This window comes from Paenibacillus sp. FSL M8-0228 (assembly GCF_038007385.1).
In the GTDB taxonomy this organism is placed as follows: domain Bacteria; phylum Bacillota; class Bacilli; order Paenibacillales; family Paenibacillaceae; genus Paenibacillus; species Paenibacillus polymyxa_D.
This window is the reverse complement of record NZ_JBBOXA010000001.1, coordinates 3,905,303-3,923,229: the sequence shown is the minus strand read 5'-3', so window position 1 is coordinate 3,923,229 and position 17,927 is coordinate 3,905,303. Positions and strand designations below refer to the sequence as shown.

Below are 17,927 nucleotides of genomic sequence, written 5' to 3'. Positions count from 1 at the left end.
TTTTCGCTATCTCATTTTGGAATTTATAGGATAGGGGAAGAACAAGTTGAAAAAGAAATTTGGGTACATATTCACGTTCGTTGGATTGTTGGCATGGGTTCTGGCTGGGTGTTCGTCTCCGGCTGCTGTACAGTCGGCACAGTCCGCACCCAAGACAGAACTAGTCGTTTCTGCCGCTGCGAGTCTTCAAGATAGTCTGAATACGCTCAAGGGCCAGTATGAGAAAAAGCACCCAGATATCAAACTTACCTTTAACTACGCTTCATCTGGTACATTACAAAAACAAATTGAGCAAGGCGCACCCGCTGACGTATTTATTTCGGCAGGCATGAAGCAAATGAAGGCATTAACCGATGCTTCATTGGTGGAAAAGGATAACGTGCTACTTCAAAATAAACTGGTTGTGGTTATTCCGCAAGATAAGGCGAAAAGCACAGATAACAAAAGCATTACGCTCAATGACTTGATGGGTCCTTCTTTCCTGAAAGTGGCTGTTGGGGAGCCTACTACCGTTCCCGCCGGACAATATTCTAAAGAATCGTTAACGAAGGCTGGGCTATGGGACAAGCTGGAACCTAAGATGGTATTCGCCAAGGACGTAAGACAGGTATTAAATTATGTTGAAACAGGCAACGCCGATGCAGGACTCGTCTATCTAACGGATGCCAAATCATCCGATAAAACGGTCATAGCACTGGAAGTGCCCGAGGAATTGCACGCACCCATCCTGTATCCTGAAGGCATTGTAAAAGCAACCAAACACAGCCAGGAAGCAGGAGAGTTTCTTGATTTTCTACGAACAGATGAAGCTATGAGTGTGTTCAGTAAAGATGGATTTTCAGCTCCTACAGAAATGACGGGAAAATAGAATTTACAGATAAAGGAGGGGGTCCCGTTGGATTGGTCAGCTTTTCTTCCTCCGGTTATCGTATCTGTTAAAGTCGCTGTCGTCGCCAGCATCATCGTCTTTTTATTAGCTACTGTGGTAGCGCGGATGATGGCGAACTGCACGTCGCGGAGGGGAACCAGCGTGATTGAGACCGTCCTACTTCTTCCGCTCGTTTTGCCTCCTACTGTTATCGGCTTTATTTTGCTCATCTTGCTGGGAAGGAAAAGCTGGATTGGCACTGCCTTCGAAAGCCTGTTCCAGCAGACGATTGTATTTACGTGGGGAGCTGCAGTGGTGGCGGCCGTAGTTGTTGCTTTTCCACTGGCTTACCGCACCATTAAAGCAGGTTTTGAAGCTGTAGACCCGGAGGTAGAGCAGGCTGCACGTGCGCAAGGTGCCAACGAATGGCAAGTGTTTCGCCACATTACGATGCCCCTTGCCTACCGCCCCCTCATTTCAGGATACATTCTCGGATTTGCCCGAGGGTTAGGGGAATTTGGTGCTACGCTGATGCTTGCAGGTAATATTCCTGAACAGACTCAAACCCTGCCTACAGCAATTTACACCGCGTCCGAGGTCGGAAATATGACACTCTCTTGGAGCTGGGTAGCTGTCATCATTTTATTCTCTTTTATCATGTTGATGCTTTCTAATCGACTGGTAAAGGATTAGTTCGTTTGGAGTAAGAATATGCGTAGTCTGCCGATAGGGCAGCTGCGGCAACGTTAGCAGCTTTGATCACCAAGAAACCTTGCGATTACTAAAACGCAGGGTTTCTTGTTTCTATCGACAGCGATTACGGTGACCTCCTGTTCTTTGGTATGGCGCATTAGGTTGCACTAATGGCCGATGCCAAAGAACCAGATTTAGTGGAATTAGGGTACAATTTACAAGAAAAACAAAGGGGATGAGGAACATGAAGAAATTCGGGCAAATGTTTCTGGTAGGTTTAGCCGTGGTTTTCGGGCTTGGTCTGGTGGCCGGAAATGTGCAACCTCCCGTCGCTTCCGCGGCCGGTTCAGAATATTATGTGGCCACGAGCGGCAGCGACTCTAACGCCGGAACGAACGATGCGCCGTGGAAGACGTTGCAGCACGCGGCCGACGTGGCTCCTGCGGGCAGCACGGTTTACGTCCGGGGCGGCGTGTACAAGCAGAAAGTAAAGATTACCCGCTCTGGCTCCGCTTCGCAAGGTCCCATTGTGTTCACCAACTATGGGACAGAGACCGCCATTATTGATGGCAGCGGACTTTCGGTCAGCGGGAACGAAGGGCTGATCGAACTGGCCGATGTCAATTACGTTACTGTTCGGGGGTTTGAAATCCGCAATTTTACCACTGCTTCCAAGAACGTGGTGCCTGTAGGTATTTATGTCCACGGTTCGGGCGGCTTCATTAATCTATCCAACAATAAAATCCATGACATCAAAAACATGGTCACTCCGACCGGCAAAGATCGGCTGGGCCGGGATGCTCACGGTATCGCTGTTTACGGCACGAAAGCTCCGGCTTCGATTCACGATCTTACGATCAGCGGCAATGAGCTGTACAATCTCGTGCTGGGCTCCAGCGAATCGCTCGTTTTAAACGGCAACGTGGATGGCTTTGCGGTGACCGACAACCTCATTCACGATAATGACAACATCGGGATTGATTTGATCGGCTTTGAGGGCACCGCGCCGAATACGACTTACGATCAGGCGCGGAACGGGTTGGTGAAGGGCAATCGGGTGTATAATAATTCAGTTCAAAATAACCCATCTTACAAGAGCGATGACAACTCGGCCGGGGGCATTTATGTAGATGGGGGCAAGGACAGTATTATTGAGCAGAACTACAGCTACAACAACGATATCGGCGTCGAAATTGCCTCCGAGCACGCCGGTAAAGCCACCAGCAATATTACGGTCCGCAGCAACGCGATATATAACAACCGACTGACCGGCATTGCCATGGGCGGTTACAATGAGGAGCGTGGCTCCACGGTAAACTGCAAGATCGTGAACAATACACTATACAAGAACGATACGTTTGAAGATGGAAGCGGCCAGTTTTTGGTTCAATATGATACGCGAAACAACGTGATCCAAAACAATATTTTCGTGGCCAGCTCCACGGATATGCTGATCTCCAATGGATACACCAAAAATTCCGGCAATGTTGTGGATTATAATTTATATTTTGCTCCGAGCGGCAGCTCGGAAGCAAATTGGATTTGGAAAAAAAAGGAGTATACGGGTTTCTCCGCGTACAAATCGGGGACCGGCAACGATACGCATTCCCTATTTGCCGATCCTAAATTCGTGAATGCCGCGAACGGCGACTTCCATTTGCAGTCTTCGTCACCTGCGATCGATGCCGGGAACACGGACCTTGCCATCATTGGAACACTGGATATCGACGGGAAGCCAAGAGTACAGGGAGCCGCTGTGAACATCGGTGCCTACGAGTAAGCCGTATATTTTATGACAAACAGAGCATGGCGAAATTATTTGGGACCACTGTTTGTACATTTTTACAATGTTGCTTGCAATTAAAACACCTTCAAAGTGAAACCCCATGTCGTAAGATATGGAGATAACCTTGGAGGTGTTTTTGCGTTGGCAACAAGATTAAGCTATCTTCGGAAAGTAAAAATGGAAGTCATATAAATGAGATTAGAAAGTTGTTCCTGTTCGATAGGCTCCGATTAACATAGTTGTTGCACACCTTTGAACCATACGGATTTGATCGACAAAGTATCCGAGATGTTGGTTGTCGGATCACCGTTTACTAGTATAAGGTCAGCGAGCGAACCTTCGGCAATACAGCCGCGATCGTTAAGCCCAAAGCAACGGGCCGGTTTCGCGGTAGCCGACTGAAGCGCTTCTATGGGAGTAAATCCGGCCTCAACCAGCAATTGCATTTCATGATGAACGCTGGCTCCATGAGCAAGGCCGCCAAGATTGGGAACAGGAACGGGGGCGACATCCGTCCCGACCAGAATATCCACACCGGCACGGTGAAGATCCATCACATTTTTAAAGCTATTCTCCAAATTGCCTTGCGGGAAAGTATGGAAGCTTGATTTCAAAATATCGATCCATTCCGGACTTAATTTGGAATAAACACGTGAATCATTCGCCAATTCTGATGCTGGATTCCCTAGAATGGATGAGTTCAATACTAAGCACGGTATAACAAATGCGCCTGAATCCGCTATGGATTTCACCAACTCAGATGTGTATTCGGGCCTGTCGAGAAATAAGTGACCCAATCCGTCGACTCCAATATCGATGGCGGTTTGCGAAGAATGAGCCGTCAAGACGTGGGCTATGACTATTTTATCGAACTTATGGGCTTCTACCACAGCTGCTTTTAAAATCTCGTCGCTTAAAATAGGCAGTCCAGGGGCACCCAAGACCGTCCCTTCTTCAATCATGATTTTAATAAAGTCGGCGCCACTCTCCACTTGGGTATGCACATGTTTGATCGCTTCTTCCACTGTCGTCACTTGGGGCACTTTTTCGTGATCGTGAGCGTAAGCGGCTAGCATAGCTTCCCGGTCTTTCTTGGGTAACTTCTCCAATTCCTTTAATACGAACTCAGGAATTTCATCCTCATCCTGCAATAATTCATCCGGATGACCACCTGGAGCAGTGATCGCTGTGCCGGCGGAACGGACTTCAGCGGCGTCATTCACGTTTTTTAACTGGATCTTGCGCCCTCTTTCTGTAAAACTGCCGTTCATTTCGAGTTCTGTCGTGACGCCGAATTTTAAAGCATCTCGTAACCCACCGATTGAAGTGTGGACATGCGCATCAATCAGGCCGGGCAATAATGTCGCATTTTCCCCATCGATGATCGTTGCATGCGTCGGAAGGTCTCCACCTACCGAAATAATAGTTTTCCCCTGGATGATAACATTTCTGGGCTCAATAACTTTTTCTCCATCGAAAATACGTACATTCGTAATCGCTGTAACTTTTTCTACCGTAGAGCTTTGAGTTACATTCTTCATGTCGTTCCTCCTTAGTGTTCAGCTTCAAACAATTAGAATTCTAACTGTTAGTTGTATAACTGTCAATAAACTAATTTTCATTTGACAAACAGTTTAGAGATTTATATAGTTTATTTACTGACAATTAGACTTCTAATAATTTGAGGAGGTACGATGATGAAAACCCAAAAGGATACGGTTTTTCTGGATTTGTTTCAGGTTATCGGTCTTAAGCTAAAGAAAAGAGCGGACGAGAGCATAAAAGAGTTGGGATTAAATGCTCAACAAGGAAAAATGATTAGATATATCTACGAGAATCAAGAAAATAATTTAATTCAGAAGGATCTTGCCGATCGGTTTCATCTGCGCGGAGCCAGCATTACAAGCATACTTCAAGGTCTTGAGCAAAAAGGATTCATCGAGCGCAAAATCCCGGCCAATAATGAACGGCAAAAAAATATTTATGTTTTACCAAAAGCCATTGAATTGATTGAAACTTTTAGTGATTCTTTCCAAAAGGTGGAGGACGAAATTGTTCAGGCCCTGACCGAAGAGGAGAAGCGAATTTTAGAGGGAATGTTAAACAAAATTAATGAACGCCTATAATTGCGTAAAATCATGTTCCAAAAATCACTTTCGCTAGTCTCTGTTTTATATGATAGGAATCGGTTATGATGGAAATAGTAATAGGGATTTTAGTAGATTTTAGGAGAGCGGTGCGATATGAGAAGGGAAACGGGTTTTAACGAAATTATTCGAAAAGTACGTAAAGAGCTATTTGGGAAAGGCCCGGAGCGCATACATACAACCTTTGTAGATAATATGGCCATCACGATGCTGTATGGAAATTTAACCCCATCCGAAAAGTTTCTGGCACAAGAAGAATCCGGGAAAGAGATGGTGCATGCAGCCCGAACCAAAATGGTTCAAAAAATCTATCCCACACACTTCAATAAAGAACTGGAGGATTACATGGATTCCCGGCTGCTGCACCTCTTTTCAGATATTAAAGTGGAGGAAGATATAGCCATCTCTGTTTTTGTGTTTGAGGATAATATTACTGCAAAATAATAAGAAGGCGGAACCGACATAGTCTGTTTACACGTGTTTTCTTCTTCGATATTGATATTGGGACCATTGGTAGAGAATAAAACATCCTATGCAAAAACCAAGGATAGCCACCAAGGCCGCCACCAGGCCCATGGTCGAGAATACATAAGCGACAATACTCCACTGGAGCATAAATCCTACCCAAGCGACCAGCAGAAAAAAGACGGCAAGAAGCTGATTAAACCTTTGCTGTTCTCGGTCCTCCTGCACATACGAGGAGGGGCTTTTCTTCAAGAAAAGCTTGGCTATCCGCACCCCATATCGCCCTGTACTGCGTACGTAAATCACGGATCATGAAAGGAACCTACATAGTTTATGAAAAAAAATGATTTTGGAAATAGGATGAAGGAATATGAAAATGCCTATAGATTAAGCCTACCACGCCGTTTACCAGTAATCATCAGAATTGATGGTGCGCATTTTCATACCTTTACGCGTGGGATGACGAAACCTTTTGATGAGAAACTAATTTTTGCATTATGGGAGACGTGTAAATATTTGGCCTATAACATTATGGGATGTAAATTGGTGTATCATCAGAGCGATGAAATCTCACTGCTTCTTACGAATGATGACAAATTAACGACGCAATCCTGGTTTGAAAATAATCTTCAAAAGATGGTGTCCATATCTGCCTCTCTGGCTACAGCCAAATTTAATGAGGAAATCCAAAAGGTTTACCCAGGTCAGCCTTTAGCCACTTTTGATGCGAGAGCTTGGGTTTTGCCTCAGGATGAGGTTACAAACTACTTCCTATGGAGACAACAAGATGCTACTAAAAACAGCATTTCTATGGTAGCTCAAGCCCATTTCGGGCATTCAGATCTAGAAGGATTGAACGGAAATCAGCTCCAAGACAAGCTTTTTGTGGAAAAAGGGCTAAACTGGAACGACCTTCCGGTCTGGCAAAAGCGGGGAATTTGCATTACCAAACAACAATACAACAAAGGCGAAGCCGTTAGAAGCAAGTGGGATGTTGATCATGAGACACCGATTTTTTCGCAGAATAGAGATTATATTAACCAATATGTATACTTGGACAAGGATGTGTAGATTTGGAGTGTGTTATTTTTATAGGAATTCAGGCTTCGGGCAAGTCGACTTTTTATAAAGAACAATTCTTCAAAACACATATGCGAATAAATCTGGATATGCTTAAAACACGAAATAGAGAAAATATTTACCTTCAGGCCTCCATCGAAGCAATGCAGCGCTTTGTTGTAGATAATACAAATGCCACTGTTATCGAACGGAAGAAATATATAGATGCTTGTAAAAATAAGGCGTTTAAAATTATTGGCTACTATTTTGAGCCCGATTTTGTAGAATCTATTAAACGTAATGAGCAACGTACAGGCAAAGAGTATATTCCTGAAATCGGTATTAAAAGTGTTATGCGTAAACTAGAGGTTCCGAGCTACGAAGAAGGATTTGATGAACTCTATAGCGTGATTTCCATGGAAGGAACGTTTCAGATTAGAAGGCTACCGGAAAACTATACAATATAGGGGGACTACCATGAACATACCTGAGAGATTCATCAAACGTTTTCCAGCATACGAGGACGTATTTGCCAGCGATCTTGAACATCATCGCAAGCATTTTCTGCCGATTTGCTCGATTAATCTTCAGTTCTTATTTCCAGAGCAGGACGAGTGGTTGCATTTTGTTTCCGTAAAAGAAATCTACGAAGGCTGTGTGGGTGAAAATACTCAGGACTTTCATACCTCATATACCAAGGAAGATATGCTGGGATTCGATGTAGTTGACGGCAAATACAAGTTCGAAGCAGACTGGAATTATTTTAGTCTTCATCAGAAGGAGCAATTGGAAGCTACCTATGAAGCGCTGAAATCAACCGGGGATAAAGCGTACCTACGTATGAAGAGAGAAGTCATGGCGTTGGGCGGACTGGAACAGGTGTATATGAATAATGAACAAGACTACCAAGCTCGCAAAGCGTTTTTCCTGGAAAATAATAAAATTTATCCATATTCCTCCTTTGGAGAGGCTAAAAAGTCTGTTGAAGAACTCACCCGTGATTTTGAGGAAAAGCAATCCAGTGGTTGGGGGCTGAGTTACCCTGAAGTTAACGGAATTTTAGATGATATCGCTTTTCAGTCTGACAAGGCTCAAAGTTACATCAAGGAATATCATGAATCTCTGGAAGAGATGCTCCAGTTCGAGCAAACCAATCTGCTTCATGTGCCTAAGCGTCCCAATGGTGAGACTTTTACCTATATCGGTTCCATTACCGGGTATTATTTTCAAGCGTGTGGGGCGGATACCGTCTATTTATTTTACGACCAAGAATTAAGTAAAGCGGTAATTTGCTTCGAATATTCATAAGTGTGAATTTTGCAAAATCCTGAAGTGAAAAAACTCCCATAATGGGAGTTTTTTTGTTTATTTCTTATTCAAAGTCACATCATGCTCTTTAGCAAGTGTGTTAACCTGTTCGCCAAAATCTCTGAATAGCTTTCTACCCTCGCTTAGCTTGGTGTTACTTTCATTAATTAAGTTCAGATCCCCTTTTTTATGTATGTTATGGGTAATTCGATTCATTTCATAGTCTAAAAGAACTATCCATATTATTTGATTATATCGTATAAATAAGAGAATGGTAGGGATTTTGCGGTAAAATAGTGTCAAAATTAAGTTAATTAACCTAAACCCTATTCATACGGATTACAAATAAGAATATTTTAAGAATTATATTCCATTGAAACCAGAATTCCTTTATGACAGAAAAGGACATCCTAGAATTTCCCTGCATATATTTAGGAATAGCTGTATTTCTTTAATACATTTGAGAGGAGATTTCAGTATGATAAGGTTTAAAAAGGTGGTTTCAGTTACACTAAGCTCAATGCTCCTGCTATCATTCGGGATGACGGCGAACGCGAGTGCAAGCCCAGAGGTGAAGACGGATCAAGCGATTCAAATAGTTTCCAATGTGCAGCTAACAACTGATAAGGGAAGTGTCATTGAACAATTAACACGCGCGGACAAGCCTGCCAGTATCACAAATTCGGTGTACACCATTACAGAAAATATTAACTTGGCGACACCACAGAAATCTGTATTGAAAAAGAAAGTTACCCCTTCGCTCAAAGCCAGCACAAAATCAGTATCAGCTAAAGCTGCAGCGACCGTAGCGACAGCGTCTACTGCTACATATTCCGGCACGATTACAGAAGAGGGAGGCACACAGTTTTTATATCCGATTTATTTGCAACCGGGTGAATTGTTACAGGCTCAGTTGGATGGTCCGTCTTCAGCCCAGCTAGACTATGACTTATACCTGTATGAGTTTGATATGGCGACAGGTGATATTAATTCCAATCCTATAGATGTTTCCAACTACGGGACTTATGTTAACAATTATGAGCAAGGAGCTGCTTCTCTTCCAGAAAACGTAGGAACTCGCAACTCAATCGGAGCCGAGAAGGCATACGCGCTTGCAGTTCATGCCAAGAAGGGGTCTAGCATTAATGATCTTTTTTATTTAACTGTAGCAGTAAGCTCCAACTATGATGCCTATGAGCCGGATGACAGTGCCTTTCATGCTTATGATTTTACGGTTAACGACAAAGGCTCCTCGATTAACTTCCGTACCATTCATTCCGCTATAGATAACGATTGGTATCTAGTTACAGTACCAGCCAGCCGTAATTATGATGCATTAAATGTGAAGCTGGACAGCACTTCGGAAAGCTATGGGTACAAAGCGGAAGTATATGCAGCTCTTGCTGGCAACCAAATGGTGCTTCTACCGCAAACCAATCATAATGTTACCTTAAGCACAGGGACCTACTATGTACGAGTGTACTGCACAAGTCAGTATTCAGCCGACCATTTGTATACACTAGCGATTAAACCGGTGCTTCGAGCTGGCAAAATTGAAATTACCGGCTATAACTCCAATGGCTATTATGATTATCCGACGTATTCTTACGGTCGTCATTATCGTATTAACGGAGGCAGCAGTCTGATCGTGAACGGTGTTGTGAAAACAACAGATGGTCAAATGGTTCCCAATGCTCCTGTCACGGTCGTTTGGCTGGATAAGAACTGGAGCGAGAGTGGCGGTAACCGTACGAGAACGGCTTCTACGTACACCGATGATAGCGGTAAATTCAGTGTGACCCTTTCTCTTCCGCAATCGACAGGAAAAAATGTAGAATATATAAGTGAAATTGGTTCCACACACTATTTTGATCTTACAGGAGTAGCGGCTCATGTCGATGGAACTTCGATTAGTGCGACGGACATTATTTATCTATTTGCTTACAGCTTGAGAAACTAAGAAATGCTTTAATGTCATTTTGATCATGAGAGAGTCGCTTTTTCTGAAGGGTTAGCCGAGGCTTTCCATTTCTGAAAGAGCGACTTTTCATGTTTATTTAGCAAGGATAAGAAAATAGTCTTGTTTTCATAGATTACAAATAGAAAATGTTTTGCATAATATATTCCAATAGAACCAAAGATGATTTATGATAGAGCCATGCAGCCTAGAAATCACCCTGGTTTATCCGGGGATAGCGGGAATTCCTTAAACCATTTGAGAGGGGATTTCAGTATGAAAAGGTTCAAAAAGGCTATTGCAATGATGTTAAGCATGATGCTTCTGTTTGCTTTCGGAATGACTGCGAACGCGAGTGAAAGTAAGGAGGCTGCATCGGATCAAGCGATTAAGTCAGAACCCAAGATTCAGCTAACAACTGAAAATGGAGACTTAATTAAGCGTTTAACGCGGGCAGACAAGCCAGACAGCGTTACGTCTTCGGTTTATGTCATGCAAGAAAATCTCAACTTCAAGACACCAGAGACAACCTCATTGAAAAGGGAATCCATGTCTTCGCTGAAAGAAAGCCCAATGGTTGCTTCAGCCACAGCTTCTTCTGCTACGTATTCCGGTACGATTACGCAAGAGGGAGGTACACAATTTTTATATCCAATCTATTTGCAGCCTGGTGAATTGTTGCAGGCCCAGTTGGATGGTCCATTTTCAGCCCAGCTTGACTATGATTTATACTTATATGAGTTTGATATGACGACAGGGGACATTAATCCTAATGCCATTGACGCATCCACCTATGGTACTTATTTTAACAATTATGAACAGGGGGCTGCCTCACTTCCTGAAAACGTAGGAACCCGCAACGCTTCTGGAAATGAAAAGGCATATGCGATTGCTGTCCATGCCAAAAAAGGTTCCAGTATCAATGATCCTTTCTATCTAACGGTCGATACAAGTTCCAGCTACGATGCATATGAACCAGATGAGAGTGCTTTCCATGCCTACAACTTTACCTTTAGTACGGGCGGTTCATCGCTTAATTCACGCTCCATTCATTCAGGCATTGATAATGACTGGTACCAAGTTACGATCCCAGCCAGCCGCAATTATGACGCTTTGAACGTCAAGCTTGACAGTGTTTCGGACGGTTATGGCTACAAAGCGGAAGTCTACGGAGTCCTTACCGGAAACCAAATGGTGCTTTTGCCGCAAACGAACCATAATGTTAGCTTAAATACAGGAACCTACTATGTGCGAGTGTACACACCCAATCAGTATTCACCCAATCATTTGTACACACTTACACTGAAGCCGGTGCTTCGGGCTGGCAAAATTGAAATTACCGGCTATGATTCTGCTAATGGCCATAATGATTATCCGAACTACTCATATGGTCGTCATTATCGGGTTAATCAACGCAGTAACCTTACCGTGAATGGTGTAGTTAAGACAACTGATGGTTATCCAGTGGCAAATGCACCTGTTGATGTGACATGGTTGAATCAGAACTGGACTGAAGGCAGCGGGAATCGTACTCGTACAGGCACAGCTTATACGGACCAGAATGGAGCCTTTAGTGTGACTCTTTCCCTGCCATCTTCCACTGGAAGTATAGCGGAATACCTGTCTGGAGCCATCAGTTTTACACACTACTATGATCTATCAGGGGTAGCCGCTCAGGTGTCAGGTACTTCGATTATAGATACGGATATTGTATATCACTTTGCCTATAGTATTTATGGCGGTTGATAGATAGGTTATTAAGCTAACCCTAAGGTAACTTGTTGCTTGAGTATTTTATATTTGAATCAAAAGTAGTTTTCTTCAATATTTGTTCATTTTTGGGACAAAGCATATATTCATTCCATATATGCTTTGTCCGATATATATAGAAACAGGGTCACATTACACTATACATACGCCTTAGATTGCCTGTTACAAACATGACAGGAGGAAATAGGATGAATTTTGGGCCTCTTAGAGCACAGCAAGCGATTCTTAATGCGAGTAGCTTACGGATCAATCCGACAAGTAAGCAAGTTCCATCATCCCAGCTTCATGAAGAAAAGGTCTCGGGATTCGTAGTTCAAGACTCCGTGGAGATCAGTGAAGCCGGCAGACAGTTGGCCGAAGGAGCTATTGTATCACAGGCTGCCAAGTATTTCGGTACAACCCAAATCAATGATTCATTAAACCGGGTTTTGGAAGGTCAGTCAGAAGAAGTGTCTAATGCAGTGTACAGTATGATTGAATCTAATTTTATCGTCGACGGAACAGTAACCGATGAGAGTCAGCGAGCTGTGCTGCTGGAGATGGGAGTTACCCAATCCAAGTATATTGCCGATCATTACATGGAAGGCGACAAGGCCAAAGAATTTCTGGAAACCATGAACCAGATCGCTGGTATTGCTTTAACACGATCCACTGATCCAGAGACCGGAGATATTAGCTACACGACTCCAATGGATCGTCCGTCAGGTGCTCCTGAGGATTATGTCAAGCTGTCGGAAGTGATGAAGCAGGTCGATCCTCAAAAATATACGGCGTACATGAATGATATTAAAGGTGGAGGAAATGGGTTGAGCCAACTGTTAAATTTTGCGCAAAAGGTTCCTCAACATCCTGATTGGATTGAGAAATACAAGGAACGTATGGGACAGAATACAGAGTTGCTAAATAACACACCGTTAAACAATCGCTTTGACAAAGCGGATACGACATCAGCTTCTGCTTTTATGAACAGCATGCAAAATCTTCTTAAGGAATCTTCCGCTACTCAGGATTCTTACATGCAGAATATGCGAGGATTTTTTCGGAGCTTAGGCGTTCAAGTTCATTAACACCCTTAAATAATTTGTCAGTTCTGTTTACATCCTGCTTGGAACGAAGTATAATAGCTTCAAAACATACTCGTGATATAGAGGAAGCACCTCAAACCTAGGCATTAACGCCTTCGTTTGAGGTGCTTTTTCTATTTTACTCGAAGCGAGTTTGTAAAACTCTTTGAAAATAAAATAAAGTAAGGAGAAGTGTATGTATCGAAAAAATAAGCGAAAGGTAAGGAAGTATAGGAAGTGGGTGTATGGATTTTTGGCTGTAGTCCTACTATTAACGATGATTCCCATATTTCCGGAAAGGGTATCCGCTGCTGCTCAGGAGATCATTGGGGGCCCTTTTTGCCAAAACAATTTGCCGGGTGGAGGCGATAGTTGGGGTTCTTGGTCAGGAAATGGGATAGGAGCAACAGAAGTATACACTGGCACGGGTTCGGCGAGGTATAAATGTGATGGGACTACACAGCCGACAAATCGTTTTATTGATATTGGAAGATCTATTAAGGCTTCGGATTACAAGATTTTTGTTTATATTGAAGGGTCTTATCATACCGATATATATACGTCTAATGCCGCCGCAGGCGACAGTTGGAGGCCTAACGGAACGAATCTATATACATGGATTAATGTAAGGAAATTCTATGCTGATAGCTATTACCAGGGAAAATGGATAGATATCACCGACTCAATTACATTAAGGGATGTTCGCTATTTCAGAGCGATGGGAACTAACCAACAGACAAGTAATGAAATATCCAAGTTTGGGGTCCGTGTTATTCCCAAATCGGACCTCATGCCTAAACCACCCCAGATTCACGCAGACGCAGAGGGACAAGCTGTTACAGGGTGGACCAAAGACCCTGTAACCGTGTGGATCGATGGAGATGTGGCTCCTGAAGGATTAAAATACTATGAATATAGTCTGAACGGAGGAGCATTTCAGCAATACACCGGGCCTTTCACTGTCTATGACCATGGTGTAAATACAATCTATGCCCGGACAGTGGATGTGAATGACCAGTATAGTGGCCTTTCTTCCGGGAATGTCCGAATAGACAAGATGCCACCAACTCCCCCTAGCATAGAAGCAACAGGGAATAGTAATGACTATACGATTTCATTACAACCAGGTGTAGACGATTATTCTGGACTAGCCCATACTCAATTTCGTATGACAGGCGTTGTGAATCAGGATTGGCAGGATTATAGTGAAGCGTTTCATGTGAATAAAGATGGTAAAAGCACGGTACATGCACGCTCCATTGACAGCGTCGGTAATGTGAGCCGAGAAGTAAGCAAGGAAGTCACTATTGATAAAAAGGGACCGACTGCTCCTGTCATCCGGGCTAGTGAAACAGGCCCAACGAACCGTGATGTGAATATTACCATTGGTTCAGGAAGTGACCCTACAAATGGAATTAAGATGACACGGTATCGCTTGAATCCATCTGGCGAGTGGTTGACCTACAAGGGTACTTTTACATTAAACGCAGAAGGAATTTACGAATTATCAGCACGGACGATCAATAATCTTGATGTGTCTAGTTCAATCGTAACTCAATCGGTTATGATTGATCGAACCAAGCCAACGGCTCCAAAAGTTACGTTTTCCGAGGTGACGATACCTACTCGATATACCAATAAGCCAGTTCAGTTTGCTCTATCGGGTGCGACGGATACTACAGCAGTACATTATGAATATCAATTAGGTTCTGGCGCTTATGTGTCTGGTTCATCGGGAATATTAAAGGGTTCGGGGGTCATACAATTGACTGCACAAGCTGTAGATGCAGCTGGAAATCGAAGCGATCCGGTGTCCGCGGTGTCTTATATTGATTTGGAACCACCGACGATCCAACTGACGCCGGATTCGCGTGAATGGAAAGATACTCATATTCCTGTAAGGATACGATATGCCGATCAGCATTCGGGGATTGAGTCATCCACAATGCAGTATAAAATCACGAACAGCCCTGATTCACCCGAAAACTGGGATGCTGCAGCTGACACAACAATCCAGATGGATCTTTCAAATGAAGGTGAATGGTATGTTCATGCCAAGGTCAAAGATAGGGTGGGTAACATTTATGAAACGGTTAGCGGTGCACTTCGCATTCAAAACCAGCCCCAGTCGGTTGTGCTCTCTGCGACATCCGTACGAAATACAGAAGCTGATTTGCAGTGGACACTCCCGTCGGGCCTTGACGATGGTTACGTCTATACAGTCCGAAATATAACAACTAATGAGGTTTGGGATGTTACGCATCCGACAAATTCTTTTACAGATAGAGGGCTACAAGGAGGACGACAATACGAATATGAAGTGCGTTCTAGTAATCATGTAGGAGGCAATGCGTATTCCAATCGAGTCCATGTATTAACGTTACCTGATGCTCCTGATCATATCCAGTTACGACCTGTCTCTCGTCATTCTACAGAAATCATGGCTGACTTTACGCCAGTTTCATCAGCTAACAGATATAATATTACAGCAGCAGACGTAAGTACGGGAGAAATCATATTTAAGGATACGGTTACACAGGATGTGTATAATCCAATTACGGGAATGAAGCCTGGTAAATATTACGATATTTCTGTATCAGCTATTAATGACACTGGAGAGGGTACAGCAAAGCATGTATCTTTTCTAAGCCTACCAGACAGCCCGAACGGATTCCGGAATGTAACTGTAAGAGAAAATGGAATCGACTTGAAGTGGAATTCTGTAATCACTGCCACCTACTATGCCCTAGAACGTAATGAAGTATCGGTTTATAACGATGTGTATACAGAATTCACCGATACTGATCTTCAGGTGGGAACAGAGTATGATTATAACGTTTCCGCTGAAAATGCAACAGGATTCGGAGACTATGCTCATCTGGGAGTCATCACTTTACCTGATCGAGTAACTACATTATCGGGTGTGACGAAGGATGTGTATGCTGTCAGTGTTGAGTGGCAGGATGTGCAGGGGGCTGAAGGATACATCTTGAATGTTAACGATGAACCGAAGGTCCGGGTTGCGCGTGGTATTCATTCTTATACTTTTGAGGGCTTGCCAGCGGGCAGGTCTGCCAATATTAAAATACGAGCCTACAATCGAAGTGGTACGGGTAAAGATACTTCTATCAACGCATTAACACTACCAATTTCGGCTGTACAACTTGCAACTGTAGATGTTCGCGAGCACGATGCCATATTGATATGGGCCTCGGTTGATGGGGCAACTCAATATAAGGTGACGATCAACGGTCAAGATTATTATAGTACGGAACCACGTGTGGTTATAGCTGGTTTAACAGGTGGGAGTAACTATGATTTTCAAGTGAGCAGTGGGAACAGTAGTGGTTTTAGCCAGCCAGCGTTGGGTGAGCTGCTGACACTTCCTCCTGAAGTACAAAATGTGAATGTTACAGAACATGAGGCTGGCCAGATTTCACTGAGCTGGGATGAAATCAAGAGCGCTTATCAATATACTGTAACCCGTAAAGATACGGGGGAAGTTTTTAACACCAGAGATGCCCATATTAAGCTTTCAGGTATCCAGCCTGGTATGATTTACTCGTTTGGTATACAGGCCGTGAATACAACGGGGGCAGGTAATTTAGCTCCGTTTACGTATCGCGCTTTGCCAGGTCAGATATCAGACAGTAGATTGACTGTGAAAAAAGTAACAGATACCGATTTGGTTGTTACGTGGAAAGAAGCTCCGGGTGCAGATGCCTACAATGTCTACCAAAACGAGATGCTTATCGGTCATACGGCCACCCATGAATTTAAAGTAGATGGACTGGATAGTTCTACATTGTATCGTATTACCGTCAAGCCATTGAACACAAGTGGTGAGGGTAAGCCAACAGAAGGTCAGGTCGAGACGCTACCGTCCCCAGCGTTTGCGTTTTCGAAGACGGATACAACGAATAGTGAGTTTATTATCTATTGGGAATCAGACCATGAGAATGATATTTTCGTCCTCGCCAGTGAAGGAGGAACAGAGCTATATCGTGGTAAGGATCGAAGCTATATCTGGAGACAACTTAAAGAGAAGCAGTTGTATACCGTTCAACTTTGGGCAGAAAATAGTCAAGGAAAACGCACAGAGGCAAAACAAGCGAATGGAAAAACAACGGGTAATACTGTGGACGTAGTTGGCGGAGCAGGAGGAGCGGAGAGTGTAAAACCGATTCAGCCTGTTATAAAGGAACCGATAGTAACAGAGCACATTCAAGATTCAACCGTTGAGAAGAAGCCAAATCATTTTAGTGACATTGATCGGATATTTAATAAAGAAAAAATAAATGTGCTTGCCAATTTGGGTGTAGTAAAGGGAACAACCCACACGCTATTTGAGCCGAACAGACCTGTAACGCGTATGGAGTTCACTTCTATGCTGGTCCGTTCCTTGAAATTACCGCTCGAAACGGATGTGACTTTAGGCTTCGAGGATATCAATCCATCGGCGTGGTATGTGGATCTGCTCAAAACGGCGATTAAAGATCAGGTCGCTCGCGGGTTTAGTAATAGAGAGTTTGGCCCAGATCGTGTCATTAACCGTGAGCAGGCGGCTAAAATGGTGAATAACATTATCAAAGCTATACCACAGCAAGAAAGCAGTGCATACTCGGATTCCTCTCAAATTGTAGAGTGGGCCAGAAAGGATGTACTTGGTCTAACCGAAATTAATTTAGTACAAGGATATCCAGATGGTAGCTTCCGTGCCAAGCAGGAGGTCACACGTGCAGAAGCAGCAGAGATGATTTATAACATGCTTCAAATGAAATAGAATGAATCAAGGGGCGGCGTTGGCCAG

Annotated in this window: 14 protein-coding genes; 12 read left to right on the top strand and 2 right to left on the bottom strand. The window is 43.6% G+C overall.

What is annotated here, in order from left to right:
• The first annotated feature begins 46 nt into the window (after positions 1-46).
• The 3 genes from modA (at position 47) to MKY98_RS17485 (ending at position 3,341) form a co-directional block, all read left to right on the top strand.
• Positions 47-868, top strand: coding sequence for a molybdate ABC transporter substrate-binding protein (modA, locus tag MKY98_RS17495; protein WP_039274513.1), 822 nt, complete (start codon positions 47-49; stop codon positions 866-868).
• 27 nt (positions 869-895) lie between these two features.
• Positions 896-1,561: a molybdate ABC transporter permease subunit gene (modB, locus tag MKY98_RS17490; protein WP_069010423.1), complete on the top strand. Its 666-nt coding sequence runs from the start codon at positions 896-898 to the stop codon at positions 1,559-1,561.
• A 244-nt stretch (positions 1,562-1,805) separates the two neighbouring features.
• Positions 1,806-3,341 carry a choice-of-anchor Q domain-containing protein gene (locus MKY98_RS17485; RefSeq protein ID WP_069010424.1) on the top strand — a complete coding sequence of 512 codons (1,536 nt, stop codon included), beginning with the start codon at positions 1,806-1,808 and terminating at the stop codon, positions 3,339-3,341.
• Between the two features lie 236 nt (positions 3,342-3,577).
• Here MKY98_RS17485 and MKY98_RS17480 read toward each other — a convergent pair whose 3' ends face one another.
• Positions 3,578-4,888 carry an amidohydrolase family protein gene (locus tag MKY98_RS17480; protein WP_069010425.1) on the bottom strand — a complete coding sequence of 437 codons (1,311 nt, stop codon included), beginning with the start codon at positions 4,886-4,888 and terminating at the stop codon, positions 3,578-3,580.
• A gap of 156 nt (positions 4,889-5,044) precedes the next feature.
• Here MKY98_RS17480 and MKY98_RS17475 point away from each other — a divergent pair, with 156 nt between their 5' ends.
• Complete coding sequence (locus MKY98_RS17475; RefSeq protein ID WP_069010426.1) at positions 5,045-5,473, top strand: MarR family winged helix-turn-helix transcriptional regulator; 429 nt, start codon at positions 5,045-5,047, stop codon at positions 5,471-5,473.
• Between the two features lie 117 nt (positions 5,474-5,590).
• Positions 5,591-5,938 carry a DUF2294 domain-containing protein gene (locus tag MKY98_RS17470; RefSeq protein WP_013311231.1) on the top strand — a complete coding sequence of 116 codons (348 nt, stop codon included), beginning with the start codon at positions 5,591-5,593 and terminating at the stop codon, positions 5,936-5,938.
• Positions 5,939-5,965: 27 nt separating this feature from the next.
• On the opposite strand, the gene MKY98_RS17465 is transcribed toward MKY98_RS17470, so the two are convergent.
• Positions 5,966-6,232 carry a DUF4395 domain-containing protein gene (locus MKY98_RS17465; protein WP_256026026.1) on the bottom strand — a complete coding sequence of 89 codons (267 nt, stop codon included), beginning with the start codon at positions 6,230-6,232 and terminating at the stop codon, positions 5,966-5,968.
• A 60-nt stretch (positions 6,233-6,292) separates the two neighbouring features.
• Here MKY98_RS17465 and MKY98_RS17460 point away from each other — a divergent pair, with 60 nt between their 5' ends.
• The 7 genes from MKY98_RS17460 (at position 6,293) to MKY98_RS17430 (ending at position 17,900) form a co-directional block, all read left to right on the top strand.
• A complete protein-coding gene (locus tag MKY98_RS17460) occupies positions 6,293-7,030 on the top strand; it encodes a tRNA(His) guanylyltransferase Thg1 family protein (RefSeq protein WP_069010427.1) in 738 nt (245 codons plus the stop codon).
• A 2-nt stretch (positions 7,031-7,032) separates the two neighbouring features.
• Positions 7,033-7,485 (top strand): AAA family ATPase, encoded by a 453-nt coding sequence (locus tag MKY98_RS17455; protein ID WP_069010428.1) that lies wholly within the window; start codon positions 7,033-7,035, stop codon positions 7,483-7,485.
• A gap of 10 nt (positions 7,486-7,495) precedes the next feature.
• A complete protein-coding gene (locus tag MKY98_RS17450) occupies positions 7,496-8,326 on the top strand; it encodes a siderophore biosynthesis protein (RefSeq protein WP_069010429.1) in 831 nt (276 codons plus the stop codon).
• Between the two features lie 478 nt (positions 8,327-8,804).
• Entirely contained in the window at positions 8,805-10,286 is a 1,482-nt protein-coding gene (locus MKY98_RS17445) for an Ig-like domain-containing protein (protein ID WP_069010431.1), read from the top strand.
• A 273-nt stretch (positions 10,287-10,559) separates the two neighbouring features.
• Positions 10,560-12,029, top strand: a complete 1,470-nt coding sequence (locus MKY98_RS17440; protein ID WP_341011045.1) for a hypothetical protein — start codon at positions 10,560-10,562, stop codon at positions 12,027-12,029.
• Between the two features lie 212 nt (positions 12,030-12,241).
• The gene (locus tag MKY98_RS17435) at positions 12,242-13,120 is read left to right on the top strand and encodes a hypothetical protein (RefSeq protein WP_029515402.1); all 879 of its coding nucleotides are present in this window, start codon (positions 12,242-12,244) and stop codon (positions 13,118-13,120) included.
• 193 nt (positions 13,121-13,313) lie between these two features.
• Positions 13,314-17,900, top strand: coding sequence for a fibronectin type III domain-containing protein (locus MKY98_RS17430; RefSeq protein WP_069010433.1), 4,587 nt, complete (start codon positions 13,314-13,316; stop codon positions 17,898-17,900).
• The last annotated feature ends 27 nt before the right edge of the window (positions 17,901-17,927 follow it).

Coding starts and splice junctions, on each gene's coding strand:
- MKY98_RS17470 (WP_013311231.1), top strand. CDS start 5,591: ATGAGAAGGGAAACGGGTTTTAACGAAATTATTCGAAAAGTACGTAAA.
- MKY98_RS17435 (WP_029515402.1), top strand. CDS start 12,242: ATGAATTTTGGGCCTCTTAGAGCACAGCAAGCGATTCTTAATGCGAGT.
- MKY98_RS17480 (WP_069010425.1), bottom strand. CDS start 4,888: ATGAAGAATGTAACTCAAAGCTCTACGGTAGAAAAAGTTACAGCGATT.
- MKY98_RS17450 (WP_069010429.1), top strand. CDS start 7,496: ATGAACATACCTGAGAGATTCATCAAACGTTTTCCAGCATACGAGGAC.
- MKY98_RS17460 (WP_069010427.1), top strand. CDS start 6,293: ATGAAAAAAAATGATTTTGGAAATAGGATGAAGGAATATGAAAATGCC.
- MKY98_RS17430 (WP_069010433.1), top strand. CDS start 13,314: ATGTATCGAAAAAATAAGCGAAAGGTAAGGAAGTATAGGAAGTGGGTG.
- MKY98_RS17485 (WP_069010424.1), top strand. CDS start 1,806: ATGAAGAAATTCGGGCAAATGTTTCTGGTAGGTTTAGCCGTGGTTTTC.
- MKY98_RS17440 (WP_341011045.1), top strand. CDS start 10,560: ATGAAAAGGTTCAAAAAGGCTATTGCAATGATGTTAAGCATGATGCTT.
- MKY98_RS17475 (WP_069010426.1), top strand. CDS start 5,045: ATGAAAACCCAAAAGGATACGGTTTTTCTGGATTTGTTTCAGGTTATC.
- MKY98_RS17445 (WP_069010431.1), top strand. CDS start 8,805: ATGATAAGGTTTAAAAAGGTGGTTTCAGTTACACTAAGCTCAATGCTC.